Origin of the sequence: Microcoleus sp. Pol7_A1 (assembly GCF_036701085.1) — a bacterium.
Taxonomy (GTDB): domain Bacteria; phylum Cyanobacteriota; class Cyanobacteriia; order Cyanobacteriales; family Microcoleaceae; genus Microcoleus; species Microcoleus asticus.
Map to the genome: position 1 here is coordinate 48,822 of NZ_JAUBQD010000026.1, position 16,351 is coordinate 65,172.

General features: G+C 44.8%; 17 protein-coding genes. 13 read left to right on the top strand and 4 right to left on the bottom strand.

Annotation, left to right across the window (positions count from 1 at the left end; all coding sequences use genetic code 11):
* The first annotated feature begins 82 nt into the window (after positions 1 to 82).
* From QUA20_RS16220 to QUA20_RS16250, 7 genes are all read left to right on the top strand, one after another.
* Positions 83 to 1,885 (top strand): HlyD family efflux transporter periplasmic adaptor subunit, encoded by a 1,803-nt coding sequence (locus QUA20_RS16220; protein ID WP_333189874.1) that lies wholly within the window; start codon positions 83 to 85, stop codon positions 1,883 to 1,885.
* 80 nt (positions 1,886 to 1,965) lie between these two features.
* Positions 1,966 to 2,421 (top strand): HetP family heterocyst commitment protein, encoded by a 456-nt coding sequence (locus QUA20_RS16225; RefSeq protein WP_333189876.1) that lies wholly within the window; start codon positions 1,966 to 1,968, stop codon positions 2,419 to 2,421.
* Positions 2,378 to 2,572, top strand: a complete 195-nt coding sequence (locus tag QUA20_RS16230; protein ID WP_333189877.1) for a hypothetical protein — start codon at positions 2,378 to 2,380, stop codon at positions 2,570 to 2,572. The genes QUA20_RS16225 and QUA20_RS16230 overlap by 44 nt, the downstream gene beginning before the upstream one ends.
* Before the next feature lie 454 nt (positions 2,573 to 3,026).
* Complete coding sequence (locus tag QUA20_RS16235; protein WP_333189878.1) at positions 3,027 to 3,326, top strand: hypothetical protein; 300 nt, start codon at positions 3,027 to 3,029, stop codon at positions 3,324 to 3,326.
* A gap of 181 nt (positions 3,327 to 3,507) precedes the next feature.
* On the top strand, positions 3,508 to 3,807 hold the full coding sequence (locus QUA20_RS16240) for a hypothetical protein (protein ID WP_333189879.1): 300 nt from the start codon (positions 3,508 to 3,510) through the stop codon (positions 3,805 to 3,807).
* A gap of 746 nt (positions 3,808 to 4,553) precedes the next feature.
* The gene (locus QUA20_RS16245) at positions 4,554 to 5,696 is read left to right on the top strand and encodes a hypothetical protein (RefSeq protein WP_333189881.1); all 1,143 of its coding nucleotides are present in this window, start codon (positions 4,554 to 4,556) and stop codon (positions 5,694 to 5,696) included.
* An 85-nt stretch (positions 5,697 to 5,781) separates the two neighbouring features.
* On the top strand, positions 5,782 to 6,522 hold the full coding sequence (locus QUA20_RS16250; RefSeq protein ID WP_333189882.1) for a peptidylprolyl isomerase: 741 nt from the start codon (positions 5,782 to 5,784) through the stop codon (positions 6,520 to 6,522).
* A 596-nt stretch (positions 6,523 to 7,118) separates the two neighbouring features.
* Here QUA20_RS16250 and recQ read toward each other — a convergent pair.
* Positions 7,119 to 9,314, bottom strand: a complete 2,196-nt coding sequence (gene recQ / locus QUA20_RS16255; RefSeq protein WP_333189884.1) for a DNA helicase RecQ — start codon at positions 9,312 to 9,314, stop codon at positions 7,119 to 7,121.
* A 97-nt stretch (positions 9,315 to 9,411) separates the two neighbouring features.
* Here recQ and QUA20_RS16260 point away from each other — a divergent pair, with 97 nt between their 5' ends.
* Positions 9,412 to 9,696, top strand: a complete 285-nt coding sequence (locus QUA20_RS16260) for a DUF427 domain-containing protein (protein ID WP_172186059.1) — start codon at positions 9,412 to 9,414, stop codon at positions 9,694 to 9,696.
* A gap of 69 nt (positions 9,697 to 9,765) precedes the next feature.
* On the opposite strand, the gene QUA20_RS16265 is transcribed toward QUA20_RS16260, so the two are convergent.
* Positions 9,766 to 10,431 carry an L-threonylcarbamoyladenylate synthase gene (locus tag QUA20_RS16265; RefSeq protein WP_172186060.1) on the bottom strand — a complete coding sequence of 222 codons (666 nt, stop codon included), beginning with the start codon at positions 10,429 to 10,431 and terminating at the stop codon, positions 9,766 to 9,768.
* A gap of 75 nt (positions 10,432 to 10,506) precedes the next feature.
* On the opposite strand from QUA20_RS16265, the gene larC reads away from it, so the two are divergent.
* Complete coding sequence (larC, locus tag QUA20_RS16270; protein WP_333189887.1) at positions 10,507 to 11,943, top strand: nickel pincer cofactor biosynthesis protein LarC; 1,437 nt, start codon at positions 10,507 to 10,509, stop codon at positions 11,941 to 11,943.
* Between the two features lie 108 nt (positions 11,944 to 12,051).
* On the opposite strand, the gene QUA20_RS16275 is transcribed toward larC, so the two are convergent.
* Positions 12,052 to 12,237: a hypothetical protein gene (locus QUA20_RS16275; protein WP_333189889.1), complete on the bottom strand. Its 186-nt coding sequence runs from the start codon at positions 12,235 to 12,237 to the stop codon at positions 12,052 to 12,054.
* A 92-nt stretch (positions 12,238 to 12,329) separates the two neighbouring features.
* Positions 12,330 to 13,649, bottom strand: coding sequence for an NB-ARC domain-containing protein (locus QUA20_RS16280; protein WP_333189891.1), 1,320 nt, complete (start codon positions 13,647 to 13,649; stop codon positions 12,330 to 12,332).
* Between the two features lie 398 nt (positions 13,650 to 14,047).
* Here QUA20_RS16280 and QUA20_RS16285 point away from each other — a divergent pair, with 398 nt between their 5' ends.
* The 4 genes from QUA20_RS16285 to QUA20_RS16300 all read left to right on the top strand — a co-directional run bounded on the left by QUA20_RS16285 (position 14,048) and on the right by QUA20_RS16300 (position 16,212).
* On the top strand, positions 14,048 to 14,449 hold the full coding sequence (locus QUA20_RS16285; RefSeq protein WP_333189892.1) for a hypothetical protein: 402 nt from the start codon (positions 14,048 to 14,050) through the stop codon (positions 14,447 to 14,449).
* A gap of 155 nt (positions 14,450 to 14,604) precedes the next feature.
* Positions 14,605 to 15,711, top strand: coding sequence for a hypothetical protein (locus tag QUA20_RS16290; RefSeq protein WP_333189893.1), 1,107 nt, complete (start codon positions 14,605 to 14,607; stop codon positions 15,709 to 15,711).
* A gap of 37 nt (positions 15,712 to 15,748) precedes the next feature.
* Positions 15,749 to 16,000, top strand: a complete 252-nt coding sequence (locus QUA20_RS16295) for a GIY-YIG nuclease family protein (protein ID WP_333189936.1) — start codon at positions 15,749 to 15,751, stop codon at positions 15,998 to 16,000.
* 5 nt (positions 16,001 to 16,005) lie between these two features.
* On the top strand, positions 16,006 to 16,212 hold the full coding sequence (locus QUA20_RS16300; protein ID WP_333189895.1) for a hypothetical protein: 207 nt from the start codon (positions 16,006 to 16,008) through the stop codon (positions 16,210 to 16,212).
* Positions 16,213 to 16,351: the final 139 nt, after the last annotated feature.

Below are 16,351 nucleotides of genomic sequence, written 5' to 3' on the forward strand. Positions count from 1 at the left end.
CTCCTAACTTCTGACTACTGACTGATAGCTCCTAACAACTGCCAACTGCCAACAGTCAACAGACTAATTTGGAGGAAATACAATGTTTTCAGAAGATGTCAAAGAATTAGGTCGCGATTCTGATGCAATAGGTGAAGTCTATGGGGGAGTAGCTTCAAGACAAGACAACGAAGCCAGAAAAAAAGACCGCTCTTTAGAAGTAGTAGAATCTAAAAATCGCTCCTCTCAAAGTAATGACGGTATCAATCCTGCCAAGTTTACGGAGCATCATGCTGATAATTGGTCTACTTCTTTGCACTCGGTACTCGACCAGCCGCCAGTATCTTTTCCCCAGGGGTTGATATTAGGAGGAATGGTTTTTTCCGTAGCTTTTGGAGCGTGGGCAACTTTGGGAAAAATTGACCAAGTTGGTCACGCTCAGGGCAAATTAGTTCCCAAAGGTGATGTTTACAAAATTCACCCGACGGAGCCAGGAAAAATTATTAACCTCGCAATCAAAGAAGGTCAAAAAATCAAAGCAGGACAATTATTGGCGGAATTAGACCCGGCGACTGCTGCGAGCGAGGTGGAGCGTCTTGATAAAATTGTGGGCGCTTATCAGATTCAATTGGTGCAGCAGAGTAGTTCGATCGAGAGAACTAAACTGGAAGCTGAAGCGAGCCAAGCTATTGCTGCTGCGGACAAGCGGGGGGCTGAAGCTGCGATCGATCGGGCTCGCGCTTCAGCGGCTACCACGCAGTCTCAAATCGAGCAATTGCAAGCAGATGTAGTCTCTCAGCAAGCGCGCAAGCAACAGCTCAAACCTTTGGAAAAACAGGCAGAAAATCTGTTATCGCAACTGGAAACCGATGTCACTTCTCAACAAGCCAGGCGCGAGCAGGTGACACCGCTGCAAAATAAGAGTCAAGATTTGTTGGCACAATTGCAAGCAAAAGTGGGGGCTCACAAAGAGCGGATAGGGCGGCTCAAACCTTTGGTAGATGAGGGAGCGCTGTCAAAAGATGTATTGTTTCAAGCTGAGGAAGCTCTGCGAGAAAGTGAAAATGCCGTTATTAGAAGCCAGTTGGGAGAAAAAACTCAGGCTGACGATCGAGTATTTGAGGTCGAGCAAACCGTGCGCGACAGGCAAAGTGCTGCCCTCAGGAGTCAACTGTCTGATACAACTCAGGTTAAGGAAAAGCTGTTTGAAGTCGAGCAAGGTTTGCGCGATCGAACTAGCGCCATTTCTAAAGCCCAAGGTGAATTAACTCAACAATTGGCAGAAGTCGATCGACTGCAAGCAGAAGCCTCCAGCAAACAAGCCGCAGCGCGCCAAATGCAGTTAGAAAAAGAGCAAAAAATTCAGCAGTTGGAAATGGAATTAAATCAAGTTAAATCCAAAATTGCCGAAACCCAAACCATGCTCGCTCAAGCAAAAAATAAGCTCAAACAAAGATTTATCTACGCACCCGTCAGCGGAGTGATTTCCGCGCTCAACATTCACAACACCGGCGAAGTCGTGCAACCGGGTCAAACTATTGCAGAAATGACTCCGAATCAGGCTCCTCTGGTGCTGGAAGTCAGTTTGCCGAACCGAGAAGCAGGATTTGTCAAAACCGGAATGCCGGTACAAGTCAAATTCGATGCTTTTCCCTATCAAAATTACGGCGTGATTCCGGGAAAAGTTGTATCGATTTCGCCCGATGCCAAAACAGACGAGCGATTGGGTGTTTGTTACCGGGTGGAAGTGAGTATCGATCGAGACTCAGTGAAAGCCAACAATCAAAGCTGGAAACTCAAAGCTGGTCAGACAGCTACTGCGGAAATTGTCATCCGCCAGCGCAGCATAGCCGACATTTTGCTCGATCCCCTCAAGCAACTACAAAAAGGCGGCATGAGTTTGTAGAAATTAGTCATCAGTCATCAGTCAACAGTCAGCAGTCATTAGTCAACAGTCAACCAATTTACACAAAACAGGATAAAAAAATGAATTCCCAATTTCACCATTCTGCCAATCATTCCCAAGTGGGAATTAAACCCGAACAATTGGATGAGATAATTGCAGCGATTCTGGCAGGAAAGTATTCTTGGGCTTGTTTTTTACTTTTGCGGAGCACGGGTTACAACCCTCTCGACTATATCCCTTACCGTACTTCCAACCGCTTGCTGAAGGAAAACAGTCAAATGAGGAAATCGGAAACTCAGCCGGCGCTGAGCAAAATTGCGGATTTAGATTATGTGGAAGTGGTGAGGGAGAAACGAGCCGGAGTTCGAGGGGGTGATGCTATTCAGATTGGTAGCGAGTTGCACTCAGATACCGCAGGTTTTGTAGCTGAAGTCGGCGGCCCAGGTTCAAATATCTGGGCGCTGGCGGTTGAGGTTGAAAATCAAGGATTTTTTGCTGGATTTAAGACGCGCTGGTTTAATTTGGCGGGCAAGTAAATTAGTCGATCGACCGACAACCCGGTTGCTGGCGTTGGGTGTACCTATTTTTTGGTTGACTCACCGCGGGCGATCGGGTTTTTCAGTATCTAACATCCGCGCTTCCGATAAATCTGCCAAAATGGCAACACGGTATGGCGATCGTACCTGATAATTTGTTTGCGAGCCAAAAAAGACCAACCGATCTGCAATTCATGCTGTTGAGCCGGAGCAGTGTTTGTCTGTACGGGCGATCGATCCCAATACTAGAATCTGATTACAGTCTCGTTCATAGAGTATAAAACGAGGCTGGTTTTTGTGTCTGAATGCAGCCCGTCTTGGACGCACTCTTTACTTTCATCAACCGGGTTTTTCAACTTTGAGCGAGGCCTATAAGCAAGTATCTGAGTCCATTAAACTCGGTTGATGCGTTTAGGACTCGTCAAGATATCTTCTGTAGTTGGCGAGCAAAAAATCAACATATATTCATGAAGTTACATTGAGATTTTAATTTTCAACAAATCTGCCAAATTGGCAACACAGCTCTAATTAGTCCAGATATATTAGGTACATCCAAACAAAACAAGGTTGCTTCAAACAACTGCTCAATTAAAAGGACAAAAACCATGATTATCTCAGACTTGAACCATGTCGAAGTAGTTTCAGAATCCACCAGCGTCCTCGGCGGTTTTGACTTAGGCAATGACTACTCAAACGTGCAGTTCAACGAGTATTTCAACCTGAATAAATACATCAGCTCCAACGTGTATGTTTTTGGTCATGCAGCCACTGCTGAATCTAAGGCGAACGCCTACGGTTACGGCAGTTTGACTCAGACCTTCAATAACGCAGAGACCACACCTTACAGCTCTTCCTCTGGTGGCACTTCGATCGCGGCTAGTTCGGATTTTAGCATCTACAGGTAATCATAACACTCAAGCCAGACTTTAGTTATCGTTGGAGTTTAAACTCAATCAAGCATCGCCAAGCCGTAGTAGTTCGACCGTCAAACAGTCAGTAAAACCCTAACGGTAACTACAGTTTAAACTCCTCGAACAAATCGTGTACGCTTTACATAAACCACACTGACTCTCGCGGAGAAAACCCATGATTATCTCAGACCTGAACCATGTCGAAAGCATTTCTGAAACAAGCAGCGTCCTCGGCGGTTTTGACTTAGGCTATGACTACTCAAACGTGCAGTTCAACGAGTATTTCAACCTGAATAAATACATCAACTCCAACGTGTATGTTTTTGGTCATGCAGCCACTGCTGAATCTAAGGCGAACGCCTACGGTTACGGCAGTTTGACTCAGACCTTCAATAACGCAGAGACCACACCTTACAGCTCTTCCTCTAGTGGCACTTCGATCGCGGCTAGTTCGGATTTTAGCATCTACAGGTAATCGCAATAGTGCAAATAAGCAGTCAGAAACCCAGCTATGTAAAGCAATGCAAGAATTGCTGGATTGACCTCGAGATAGGTAAGTCACAAATGCTTGCCCAACTTTACATAGCTGTTTTGAACAGTGGCAACATACTTAATGGGTTTGGCTGGCTCGGTTTCTAACATCAGTTAAGCAGTCACTAAAAATTGTTGCGGTGCAAATAAACATGATTATTAATGATTTAGATTACTTAGAAAAAATCCTTAGGAGCCAGCAAGCTTGTAGGTGCTGGTTATAGGCGCGCGACTGGTAGCCCTAACACTTTTGCTACCTATGGATTGGGCAGTGCGGATGCTAAAGCTTTTGCTATTGGCGAAAATACCTCGACTATGGCTAGCACTTCCACAAAGGTCTATGTTAGTCATTATATTGCTTTTACTGAAGCCTCAGCTACAGCTAACTCTTACGCTCGCACTGAAAATAGTTATTTTGTATCCTTGAACGATAGCAGATATTTGTTCATCTCAGCGGTCAGCCATAATGATTTGCGATAGTGGTTGGCAGTGGAATCAGAAATCGTAATTGGTAATTGCGAAACAGGTGATTGTAAGGCTGTAGTCACCAATTTAAAACTGCTCCAGTGCCAGCGATTGTAAGGTAGATTCCCAATTTTAAAAGGCGTTTTGATGGTGATTGTGATGGCTAAATCAAATTTAATAATAATTCACTGGTATAGCCATACAACTAAAAGGAGATAAATCGCCATGCCTCCCTTAGATTCCTTAGCTTCTAAACTCTTAAATAATATTGTTGGAAACAGCAATAGTTTAAACACCTTGAATTCGTTGGCGAATAACCCTGGTGACGGCAGCAGCAGTTCCAGCAAGTCTAGTTCCTTTGTCGATAGCAGCGGTGCGGGCAGTACCAGCAGCGGGACAGCGGCTTCTCCGACAGGAAGCAGTACAAGTAGTGAGACTGCTTACGCTGCGGGGGCTACATCTAGCAGTGGCAGCGCGGCGGCGAGTGCTTCTACAGTCGCGCCCCCAAGGACTAGCGCCACAGCACCAGCGCCTGCGCCAACACCCGCACCGTCAAATAATGACGGTGCAACGCTCACCCCGGTGACGGGCGGCACTTCTAGCAATTCAAGTCCTTCTAATTTCTCTCTAGACAGTACGGGTACTGGCGGGGAAAGTACGATAATTTCTGAGCCAACAGATAACAGTAACAGCAATAATTCGATCGCGCTTCCCGGTAACAATGCCAACAGCAATGCTGAGACAACGCCACCTCCTGAAGTTACAGCCCCAGAAAACAATTCTGCGGTATTAACTGTCACCTACGACAGCAACGGCGACGGATATTGGCTCGGCACCAGCGACAGCGATGTGATTACTTGCGGTAGGGGGAGCGATCGAATTTTTGCAGGAAGCGGCGACGATATTGTCAAAGGTAACAGAGGTAACGATGCGATCGATGGAGGCGATGGAAACGACACTTTGCGCGGAGGAAAAGGTAAAGATTGGCTGATGGGCGGCAACGGCGACGATTTTCTTTGCGGCAACTTTGGCACCAATACATTGATTGGAGGTAGCGGCGCTGATACCTTTGCATTTCAACCCGAAACAGCGAGTGCAGCAGCTAATCCATTTTTAGCAGATCGAGTCGTTGATTTCAATCCCGCTGAAGGCGATCGAATTGGGCTGATAGGGGGACTTTCGGTAGCAGACTTGACACTCATGGCGTTTGATACTGACGGTGACGGTACGGCAGACGCGACTCTGGTCAAGTTTCGTTCAAATAATGGCGATCGAATTTTAGCTGTTGTTTTGGGAACAGTTAATGCAGCGGGTGCAACAACTTTGAGCAATGCTGATTTTATGAGTTTGCCAAATGAAATCTTGTAGCTAACCGTTAACCGTTAACATCAACTACCCCGCATAAAGCGTCGGGGGATAAAGTTAATAAATTTATATAGGTTGAGAGAGAAAGATGAAGGACTTTTACGGGCCATTGATTGAAGCAAGTGAAATCATCGAACTACTCAGACAAGAGCAGCAAATAAAGACATTTAGTCAAAAGGTTTTGCAGAAAAAAGTTATTGAGAAAGCAGTCCGGGAACGGGGGTTAACTGTGACTCCCCAAGAAATTCAAGCTGTGGGCGACCAACTCCGCCGCGAGAAGCGTTTGGAGAAAGCGGCGGATACGATTGCTTGGCTGGTGGATCAGATGATTTCCGTTGAAGATTTAGAAGCCGGCATTCGCGATCGGCTCTTCACCCAAAAACTAGCCGAACACTTGTTTAGCAAAGAAGTAAATAAGATTTTCGTTCAAAACAAATTGCAATACGACCAAATAATTCTTTATCAAATAGTTGTTGCCAACCCGCAGCTTGCTCAGGAACTATTTTATCAAATTCAAGAAGGAGAAATCAGCTTTTTTGATGCCGCTCACTTTTACGACTTTGACGAAAACCGCCGGCATTTATGCGGTTGCGAAGGCAAGGTTTATCGGTGGGGTTTAAAACCAGACATAGCCGTCGCCGTATTTAGCGCTCAACCCGGAGAAGTGATTCGTCCAATTCAAACTGAGCGAGGATATCACTTGTTCCTAGTTGAAAAGTTTCTCCCGGCGGAATTAACCCCTGAACGCTATCAAGAAATATTGCACAATATGTTTAACGAATGGCTGGCTAACGAGGTCAACTATTTATTGTACAATTCTAAAGTGTAGAAACTTAATTTCTCGCCCTCCAAAACCCCTATATATAATTTTGCCTAAACCAAGTACAATGCTAAAATTTAGGGTGCTTCTGGGTTCACAGAGAGACCTAATATTGTTTCCGGCTGCATCAATATTATTCAATCCTTGGGGGCGGGCGTGAGTGTAAATAGTCTCATGCGTGTGGATTTAAATATTGCTCCCTCTCGGGCATCCTATTACTAACGTAAAAAGTGGTTTGACGAGGTAATTATAGCTCAATAAGGTTCAGTTAAAAAGGTAATTTCTCGCCCTCGCCACTCACTCAAATTGAGAACTAAAAAAACTTTCGGGGATTGCTTCGTACCCTCGCAACTGCGCGAAGCATAGCGAACAATGACACGCTTAGCTAAGCCAAGCTTACTGACTTATAGGGCTCTTAAAATTACTTTGGAAATTTGAGTTTTGCAACTCCATATACGCCAGGTAGCAAAACCAAATGGAAAAAATATATCGGTTAAAAACGCCACTTTAATATATCATCCCAAAAACTACTTTTCAATTATCATTTTTCCCTCCTATCTATTAATTATCTGCGTCCATCAGCGTCCATATACATACATCGGCGGTTAAAAACCCACATAATTTTGCCGCCACCAAGCGCGCACAAACTTAATCTCCTCAAAGGTATAACGTTCTTCCAAAAACTCATAAATTGCTCTCATTTTCTCATCTCCCATAACTTCAATAGCGTACACTATCGCCTGCTGGCGTTCCGGTTCCACCAACAAATTTATATCAACTTCCCGCCCCATCTCCATCAATTCTATCAGATGCCCAGAAATAGTATTAGGACTCATACCCCGTGCATTGGCTATTCCTTGAACTGTCAAACCTTGTCGGTATAATTCCCAGGTTTGCATCTGAGAATAAGACGCAACGTTAGAAAGATTGGGAAGATTAGCAACATCAGAAGATGCAGCACCAGTTGGCAATCCTTGTTCTTGGCAAAAACTGCGAATTGCTTCCAAGAAAACCTTGCCGTATTTATCTCGCTTGTTGCTACCAACGCCGTAAACATCCTCGAATTCGGTGAGATTTTGCGGGCGTTTTTCTGCCATGTCTCGCAAGCTTTTATCAGCAAAGACTACGTAAGGCGGCACAAATTGTTCGTCGGCAATTTGCTTGCGTAGCGTCCGCAGTATGGTAAATAAACCTTCGGATTCTACTGCTAAAGAACGAACTTTCCCCTGTACTTCCCGCTGCGGTTCAATGGCGATTTCAACTGTGCGCTGACGTTTCATGATTTCCCAACTTTTTTCATTCAGTTTCAAAATGGGAAAGCCGTCTGTTTTTTCGTCTAAACAACCTTGATTTAACAGCGTCCTGCTCAATTTTTTCCATTCATCAGCACTTCTATCTTTGCCAATTCCGTATGTAGAAAGTTGGTGGTGCTGGTATTGCAATACTTTTTGACTTTTTGAGCCTCGCAGCACGTCAATAATATGATTCATGCCGAATTTTTCTTGGCATCTCGCGACGCAAGAAAGAAATTTCATTGCTTCAATCGTCCAATCTTCTACTGGTTTTTTGTTGCAACAGTTATCGCAATTGCCACAATTTCCGGGAAATGAATCGCCAAAATAACTTAACTGAACTGTGCGGCGGCAATCGCTGGAGTCTGCATAGTTAATTACTCGCCGTAACTGTTGGCGGGCAATTCGCTGTTCTTGCGGATCTGGTTTTTGCTCGATTATGTATTCGATGGTTTTGACATCGCCGTAGCCGAAAAATAAACTGCAATGGGCGGGTTCGTTGTCTCGGCCTGCGCGGCCGGATTCTTGATAGTATCCTTCGAGATTCTTGGGCAAGTCGTAGTGAATTACAAACCGCACGTCTGGTTTGTTAATGCCCATACCGAAGGCAATTGTTGCTACCATTACTTGCACGTCGTCGCGAATGAAGCGGGTTTGATTGGTGGCGCGATCGACATCGTTCATGCCGGCGTGGTATGGTAAGGCTTGGATGCCGCTTTGTTGCAATTTATAGGCAACTTCGTCAACTTTTTTTCGGCTGAGGCAATAGATAATTCCAGAACCGCCTTTTTTTTGGATAATTTGCAACACTTCGGCAAAACTGTGTTTGGTTTTGAGGCGAACTTCGTAGTATAAATTGGGGCGGTTGAAGCTGGCGACGTGGATGTAGGGATTGCGCAGAGTTAGCTGCTGGATAATGTCTTGGCGGACGCGCTCGGTGGCGGTGGCGGTTAGTCCCATAATGGGAATGTCGGGATATCGATCGCGCACTCGCTGCATTTGCCTGTATTCTGGTCGAAAGTCGTGCCCCCATTCCGAAACGCAGTGGGCTTCGTCGATCGCAAATGCCGAAATTCCTAACTTATTTGCTACTATATCTAAAAACGGTAAAAATCTCTCGCCGAGCAAGCGTTCTGGTGCAACGTAGAGCAATTTAATCTTACCTTCGAGAATCGCTGTTTCGCGCGATCGGGTTTCCTGACTGCTCAAAGTGCTGTTGAGAAAAGTCGCCCCAATTCCATTATCCTGCAAAGCTTCCACCTGGTCTTGCATTAGAGCAATTAACGGCGAAACAACCACTGTCAATCCCGGTTTCAACAGTGCCGGTAATTGAAAACACAAAGACTTGCCACCGCCAGTCGGCATGACAATCATCATATCCCGTTTTTGTAAAGCAGCTTCGACAATTTCCTGCTGCCCCGGGCGGAAAGAGTCATAGCCAAAAAAATGTTTTAGAGCTTGTTCGAGGGACAGCGGCACAGAAGATATTGGCGGATTCGACCCTAACATTTGCAGTAGTTGGTTGTTGGCTTCAACACTATTCTATGCTTTTTGAGCACCAATACAGTTACAATAATTGAAAATCTCATTTTAAGCAGAGAAACTGATGCCTAAAGCAATTTGGAATGGTGCCGTCCTGGCCGAAAGCGACAAATGCGAAGTCGTAGAAAACAACTATTACTTCCCCCCGGATGCCATCAAACGCGAGTTTTTCAAGGACAGCAGCACTCACACTACTTGCGGTTGGAAAGGTGTTGCTAGTTACTACAGTGTCGAAGTCGGCGGACAAGTTAATAAAGATGCTGCTTGGTACTATCCTACTCCCAAAGATGCTGCTAAAAATATTGCAGGATATATTGCTTTTTGGAAAGGGGTTAAGGTAGAGGCTTAAAGCAGTTTTGAGTTAAAAAATAGGGGCGGCTTTTGCGCGACTTTGGCGCTTAAGCCGCCCCTTTAAATTTTAGTCTTTTTCCCAAACGGCGACAGCTTCCCATCCCAAACCGCGACGAACAACAATCGGTTCGCTTTTTGTTAAATCAAGAATGGTAGAAACTTGATATCCCGGATCGGAACCGTCATCGACAATGACATCTACTAACTTTGACAAACAGTCAAAAAGTTCAGCTTTGCCAAAGCTTTCTGCTTTTGCTGCAGACACCGGTGCTGCACCTTCATCGTCAGTGGTAATGTGAGCGGAAGTTGAAATAATCGGATTTCCCAAGGCTTCCAACAGTGTAAAACAAAGCCGGTGGTCGGGAACGCGAATTCCCGTGGTTTTGCGTTTTGGGTTCATTACCAGCCGCGGCACTAACTTGGTAGCTGGCAGCAGAAATGTGTAAGATCCGGGAATTAATCGCTTGATAATTCTGTATGCTTCATCGCTGACGGCAGCATAGTCGGTAATATTTGACAGAGAGGAACACAAGAACGTTAAAGGCTTATCATTAGATAGTTGCTTGATCTGCCTGACTCGTTCTACAGCAGACTTGGAGTTGAGATCGCAGCCGATCGCGTAAACTGTATCTGTCGGATAAAGCATCACTGCCCCATCTTTCAGAGCTTTTGTAATCTTCTCGATCCGGTCTTTTTGGGGTGCAACTGGATGCACTTCGTAAATAGTTGCCATGTTAAGCTATTGCAGGCTAAGTGGGCGATCGAAATATCGAGTGAAACAATCAATGCTAAAAATTAATTGTTAACAATGAATAAAATAGCTTATTTTGACTGTCCAACCGGCATTGCTGGCGATATGTGCATCGGAGCTCTCGTCCACGCCGGTGTTCCTTTAGACTACCTAATCGAAAAACTCAATTTGCTCGGCATTTCGACAGAGTATCAGTTGCGGACGGAATTAGTCCACCGGAATACTCAACAAGCAACTAAATTTTATGTCGATTTAGCTGCGGATTTGTGGTTAAAACCAAAAAATTCCGCTACCGAACTCGATCCCTCGGAAACGGAATCCCCGACTTTTGACGCCCGCCACCACCATCATCACGGGGAAGAACATTCTCACAGTCACGGCGAAGCAGATGCCGAAATTAGCCACACTCATCACCGCCATTTGCCAGAAATCAAGCAGATTATTGTCTCTGCAAAATTGCCTCCGCGCGTGGAAGCCTGGAGTTTGGCCGTATTTGGGAAATTAGCAGATGCAGAAGGTGCCGTACACGGTATCCCCCCAAGCGAGGTTCACTTTCACGAGGTGGGGGCTACGGATGCAATTATTGATATTGTCGGTACTTGTTTGGGTTTGGATTGGTTGGATATTGACGAATTTTACTTTTCGGCGATGCCGACTGGTGCAGGTACGGTGAAGGCTGCACACGGCCGATTAGCGGTGCCGACGCCGGCGGTGATGCGGTTGTGGGAAACGCACCGAGTGCCGGTTTACAGCAACGGGATCGATCGCGAATTGTGCACTCCTACGGGAACTGCGATCGCCTGTACTCTCGCCTCCAGTTTCGGCCCACCGCCACCGATGCAAGTTCAGGCGATCGGTTTGGGTGCAGGTTCTCGAAACCTGGCAATTCCTAATATTTTGCGCCTCTGGATTGGGGAGAAGGAAGAGGGAAGTTCGGCAACGGATTCTGTAACGGATGTAACGGATGTCAGAAAGAGGGAAGAAGGAAGAGGGAAGTTTTTAAGCAATACTCAATTCCCAATTACGGATTCCCAATTACCGATTACCAATCCCATAGAAACTATTACGGTACTGGAAACGCAAATTGATGATTTGAGTCCGCAGGCGATCGGCTATGTTTTTGATGCTTTGTTTGCCGCCGGAGCTCTGGATGTTTTTACGGCCCCAATTGTGATGAAAAAGTCGCGGCTGGGGGTTTTGTTAACTGCGATTTGTCATCCAGAATTTGAGGATGCTTGCGAAGCAGTTATCTTTCGCGAAACTACTACTTTGGGAATTAGGCGATCGACTCAACAGAGAACTATTTTGCACCGGGAAATCCAGACAGTTCAAACAGAATACGGTGAAGTGCAAATAAAAGTTGCGAAGTCTGGACAAACGATTGTTAACGTGCAGCCGGAATACGAAGATTGCGCGGAAATTGCCAGACTTAAAAATATTAGCTGGCGGGAAGTTCACCGCTTGGCGCTGCAAAGTTGGTACGATCGCACTTAATCAGTCCTGGACGCACTCCGACAAAGAAACCGGGTTTTTTACGAAAATACTGCGTTGTGGCGCGCAGATTCGGTAAAAAACCCGGTTTCTGACCACCCTGCGTAAATCCTAAGAGCAATCAAAGCCTCTGATATCGGTTTTGAGATGACTGGATAAATTCAGCAGATTAACCCCAGCATAATCTGTCTGGTTTGCTGTTCGATCGCGCAACCAAGCTAAAATATTGCCGAGGTGCTGTTTGAGTTGAATTGCAGTTTCAAAATGGGCTAATAGACGTTCAATTAAAGGATACAAAATCAGTTGAATTTATGAGTCGCCGATCTAGTCTTGGGTTTGGGATTTAATTAAAACATGAGTTTTCATGAGTTAAGTTTGTTTGCGATAATTTATTGCTCAGCAGTTTGGAGCAAGCGTTCTCTGACATACTCGACGATCGCCGGTTGTAGCATTAAACTTGTTGATGCGGTATCATTGAGCGATCGCCGATCTTCTATGAGCGATCGTTCAGCCAGCCCCTCCAATGCTTCCATCAGTTGCCGTCCCGAAACTTTGGGCAAAATTTCCGCTTTTAACTTCGCAGGGGTCGCTCCTTCTTGATTAATGGCGATCCAGTACATAATTTTTTGTTGCAGGGGAGACAAGCGATCGAACTGGCGATCGAGCAAATCCCACAAGTCGCTAAAAACAGTATTTCCGTGCACTAAAAATGCGTGAATGTCACCGCCAAAAAGTGTTTTAATAGTCGTTGCAGCAAGTTTGAGGGCGAGGGGATTGCCACCAAAATAGTTGACAAGAACTTGACACTGCAATAGCGTTGCCTTTAATCCTTTGGTGGCGAGGATTTGCTGGCATACTGGCGGTGAAACTCCGAAGAGGTTGAGCGATCGCACTGGTAAATTTTCGCCCGATCGCACAGCAAACCCGCCCGGTTTTTCTCGTCCGGTTAAAATCAGACAACTTTGGTGAGGTTCGTCCGCAATGCGCGCCAATAACTGTCGGTAATCTTCATAGCCTTGTTGATATTGTCCGCTGCGATTTCCCCCTTGCAAAATCGACTCCAGATTGTCGAAAATTAACAAACAGCGTTTTTGCCGCAACAGTTCCATGAGAGCAGGAATAGAGTTATTTGTTGTCGCTTCTGAACCGGTTAAAATCGGTAAAATATTGCTGAGGATAACATCTAATCGCGGTGCTTGCTGCAAACTCCGCCAAATCGCGAATTCAAACTGAGATTGAATTTGCTGAGCGAGTTTTACAGACAGAGAAGTTTTGCCGATACCGCCAAGTCCAAAAATACCGATCAGACGAGTAGAATTGCCACTAATCCAAGTTTCTAATGTTTCCAGTTCCTGTTGCCGGTTGTAAAATTGGGAAACATCGATCGCTTCTCCCCAATCTTGGATGCAGTTATCTGCTTCGCTAGCGTGCAAGATGCCCGCACTGCAATGCTGGTAGCGGCGCAAGACTGCTTGGAGATTTTGCTTTGAGATTTTTTCGCCGATGATTTGAGAGAGATTTCGCCACAAATGCGAACCGACTTTTTTGATATAGTCATGTTCGTAAAGTAAGCGCTCGGCTATCTCTTGATAAGAGTGTCCCTCCCAAGTTTCCAGAAAGACGCAGGATTGAATGTCATTGAGTTTTTGCTTTTTGTTTGCGGATTGTAACAGACTATCAACTAGGGCGATCGCCTCTTGTCCCGTCATAGCGATTTTGACCTATTAAGTAAATTTACTGATGTTTCATGAGTGCGACCTCCTTTTCAGGAAAGAAAACAAATTTACACAATTGATCGAAAGCAATAGGGTTACAAGCCTCGGTACAGGCTGTGAAGTCAATTCCATTATCTAAAATTGAACATCTAAAATCGATTGACTGCTAGCAGCCTTTAAGGGAATTTACGTAAGTTTACAAAAGCTAGTCACTTTTTCTCACCGACAGGGCGATCGGGGGGAGTTATTCTTTGAGTTAAGGCAGAGCAAAAGCAGTTCAGACTGTTCGGAGTTAAACCGCAAATGTGCGGGATAGGGCGATCGGAAAAAGTATTGTAATGCAACCGCTGCACAATGAATAGTTATTTATACCGCAAGGAGAAATTCAAGTTATGTCTGATTTAGCTCAACAATTGGCTAAGCTCCAAGCTGCTTTGCAGATGGGTGGTGAACACAACGAAGGGACGAGTGGTGGTAGAGGAGATGTATTTGGTTCAGGTGATACTTATGAATCCTTCACGTGGCCCAAAAATGTTGAAATAGTTGATGATGAAGGTGAGGGACTAATTAAGTATCTCTATGACGGCATGATTCGGCACAAACACTACATTGCACGAACTGAGACGGCAACAAATGATGATCATTTTCCTGGAGCGGTTGTTGCCAAATACACTATTTCAAGAAAAGGAACTCTTGCCATCCTTAACAACATCGAGTTTCAACCTCGTCAGCAGAGAGATGTTGGGAATAGCATAGTTGCTCGTCTTCGTTCCCTTGATGGCATAACTCTCTGAGTCTTTTGTGTCAGATATTGTAGGTTGGGTGGAGCATCGCGAAACCCAACACAAGCTCCGAATTCAACGATCTACTCTGCAAGCTAAAAGGAAAAGATCAATTTGCAGTGAGGTCAAAATGATGACCGTTCTACAACCCCCAAAAGGATTTGATTATGCCGATTATCTTTGTACATGGTGTTTCTAGTCGGATGGACACAGAACATGATAAGGCTTGGGAGAAAACTAGAGCGAATCTTAGGAAGTACATTGCCCCAGTTATATCTGCATCTGGTGATGCAGACGACGTTTTGATTGACAATGCTTTCTGGGGAGATCTTTCTGTTCCATTGCATCAGGGCAGAAGGTCAAGTCTTCCGGATGATACAAGAGTTCAAGAAATTTTAAAGAGGAAAAAAGGTTGGATAGATCGCAAGATTGTAGAGTTTCATAAAATACCTGATTCTGATAAAGCCGAATACTTATTGGATCTGATACCTGAAGTAGGGAAAAAATTGCATGACTTACCAGGTTACTTCTTTGGCAGATTTGTAGATCCTCTACGGAAACCTTTGAATGAAAGTGTGACTCTCTTCCTGGGTGATGTTTTTTTCTATCTTGCTAAACGGGGTACAGCAGATAATCCAGGAAAGATATCATACCAGCTACTTAATACCTTGGAGGAAGCCCACAAGGATAAGATCGCAAAAGGTGGTGAAAAGCTGATTGTATTTAGCCACAGTATGGGTGGACAGCTTGTTTATGACATGGTGAGCTACTTTTTACCTCAAATGTCTCAATTGCCGCAATATACAACCCATACGTACAAGGATATTTATATTGATTTTTGGTGTGCAGCAGCATCCCAGGTCGGTTTGTTCAAAGAGATGAATGTTTTCAAACAAGACGATGATGGACAATCAGCTAGTTCAAATCAGGAGTTCCTTGAACTCGATCTAGGTGTTGAAGTTTTGGAACGAGAAGCAACAAAAGTAGGTGCTAAACGTTCATCAATAGAAAAAGTTGAGTTTCCCTCGGATTATTTAAACATTTGGTGGAATCTATGGGATGATAACGATTATCTCAGTTTCACGGCTGAACCTTTGATTAAAGAGGTTTTTGACGATCTTTATGATAGTGGAAAGTCTCCTGTTAGCTCACATACAAATTATTTTGACGATCCTGAATTCTACAAGGAATTTGCTCTGTTAATTCGAGAAGCCAAAGAAGTTAAATGGAGCAGACAAAGGTTTTTGGACAAGGTTCAGCCAGCAATGAGGTGAGTAGTGAAAATGCAACCTAACAATCAATCGTCCTGGCATTTATGCAATCAGGCACAGAACGGACGGATTACTCTACATCGGTAAAACCAAGAGCCTGCGAGGACGCTTCAGCGGTGGACATAAGGCTTTTTTATGGGCTTGGCTCGACAAATATAGCGATGAGGATATTCGGATTGCAGTGCAGTTCATTTCTCACTCAGGGAACCCTGCGTTACTATTGGAGCTAGAAGCCATCATTCTCAGAGCCACTGAACCTCCGTACAACGTTCAAATTCCCATCGAAAGGTGAATGCCATGCAAGCCAAACTTCAGGAACAACTTTCCCTTGCTGATGCCGAAATCATTTTAGGACGCTTGCCTGATCGAATTCAAGCCGCTCTAATTGCTCGTGCTGCTGAAATTGAATACCCGATCGAAGCAGTTATTGAGATGGCGATCGCCAGTTTTATCGACACAGAGGCATTAGGTTTCGTAGATTGCAAACAAGGACGCGGGCAGTAAAATTGTAATATCTTTTAGGATGCCGATCGCACTTCATCATTCCTTCATCTCCTCACCAAATAACGGGAAATGAAGGTTGCAAGTGCGAGCTTACAAAGCTTTACAAAAGCTTGTCACTTTTTCTCACTGGCAGGGCGAT